At 67.4% G+C, this 1,739-nt stretch carries 2 protein-coding genes; both read right to left on the reverse strand.

Annotated features, from left to right (window positions below; all coding sequences use genetic code 11):
- Positions 1 to 106: 106 nt before the first annotated feature.
- Complete coding sequence (locus NS220_RS18800; RefSeq protein WP_058625469.1) at positions 107 to 1,429, reverse strand: hypothetical protein; 1,323 nt, start codon at positions 1,427 to 1,429, stop codon at positions 107 to 109.
- A 130-nt stretch (positions 1,430 to 1,559) separates the two neighbouring features.
- A partial coding sequence (locus NS220_RS18805; protein WP_242864694.1) for a DMT family transporter occupies positions 1,560 to 1,739 on the reverse strand: 180 nt, incomplete at its 5' end.

The raw sequence follows: 1,739 nt of genomic DNA on the forward strand, positions 1-1,739 counted from the left end.
GATCGACGCCGTCGACCCCGGCGGCAGCCCCGAGTGACCTCTCGGAAGGGAAAGGGGGGCGGCGCCATGACGGCGTCGCCCCCCTTTCGCACAAGGAGTCAGCGGATCACGGGTTCCCGCGCGTCCAGAGCAGGAGGATCGCCACGACCTGGAGTACGAGGCATCCGGTCAGGATCGCCGCACGGCGTCGCGGCGTCGAGGACCACCGCTCGTCGGCCATCATCGGCGCCATCGGCATGAGGAGACGGAACGTGCTCTGCTGAGGGAGGAAGACGGCGAAGATGTAGACCCCGTAGCTGAACGCATACGACACGACCATGAGCCCGAGTCGGCGCACCGGTCGCGACCACATCAGCGCGAGGAAACCGATGATCAGCGCGATCACCAACACGATACCGACGACGCCCAGGTGCGTTCCCGCCTGACGGAACCACGGCGTGAAGGGGGTGAAGGCGTCGTTGCCGACGTAGTCCAGCCACCAGCCCAACTCGGTGCGGATGTACGCGTTGTGGGTGCCGGTCACGTACTGCGCGATGTGGTTCCACGAGAGTCCCGCGACGGCGATCGTTCCACCCGTCACCATGAGCGACGCCCACTCCCGCACGGGGAAGGGGTCGACGCGGCGTCGGAAGAAGCGGACGAGGAACACGATCCCGAGAGCCAGGCCCAGCGCCAGCACGCCCGGACGCGTGTACGCGGTGACGAGGCCGATCGGCAGGATCCAGAGGTACTTGCGCTTGATCGCGAGCAGCATCGCCCCGAACATCAGCGCCATGAAGAGGCCTTCGCTGTACCCGATCACGAAGAGGAACGACATCGGGGCGAAGGAGAAGAACACGACCGCCCACCAGGCCGGCTGCGGCTTGGTGACGGTGCGCAGCAGCAGGAAGAGCAGCCAGGTCGCGCCGAGGCTCGCACCGAGGCTGAGGAGGATCGCGATCGGCTGCCAACCCAGACCCGTGGCATCCGAGAGCACCCGGACAAGGCCGGGGAAGACCGGGAGGAACGCCCAGTTGTTCGGGAGGATGTCGCCCGAGACGTTCATCGGAAGCGACATGGGGTACCCCTGCGCCGCGATCTGCCCGTAACGGTCGGCATCCCACCCGGTGAGGTAGTCGAAGAACGTTCCGAGTCGCTCGCTGTCGGGCCCGAAGCCCCAACGCGCCGCCTTGGCGATCGAGTAGAAGCCCCAGAGGAAGCCCAAGTTCACCGCGCGGGCCACGGCCCAGAGCAGCAGCACACGAGTGAAGGATCCGCGCTCCACCGGCACGGCGCCCTGCGGCGGACGCAGGACGTCTTCGCCGTACTGGCGCAGGGCGCGGCCGATGCGCGACCCGCGCAACCGGTCGAGACGGCGGTATCGACTCGGGCGCTCGATGACGCGCGAGGGACGCGTCGGGGAGGCAAGCTCGCTCGGCGGTGCGCTCACTCGGAACCTTTCACAGGGGAAGATGTGGGCGAGTGACGACGGTGTCGGGCCCGGACAAGTGCAGTGAAGCCAGATCGTAGCGGATCAACCCGAACGTTCCATCCGGTTGACTTTCAGGAAAAGTCCCTGGTCAGTGGGCGTCGCTGACCAGCTTGAGGCCGATCACGCACCCCACCAGCCCGAGCACGAGCAGCACTTTGACCACCGAGAGGGGCTCGGCGCCCGTGACCATGGCGAAGACGACGGTCAGCGCGGCGCCGATTCCGACCCACACGGCGTACGCCGTTCCGGTGGGGATCTCGCGCATGGC

The organism is Microbacterium testaceum, from assembly GCF_001476655.1.
Classification (GTDB): domain Bacteria; phylum Actinomycetota; class Actinomycetes; order Actinomycetales; family Microbacteriaceae; genus Microbacterium; species Microbacterium testaceum_C.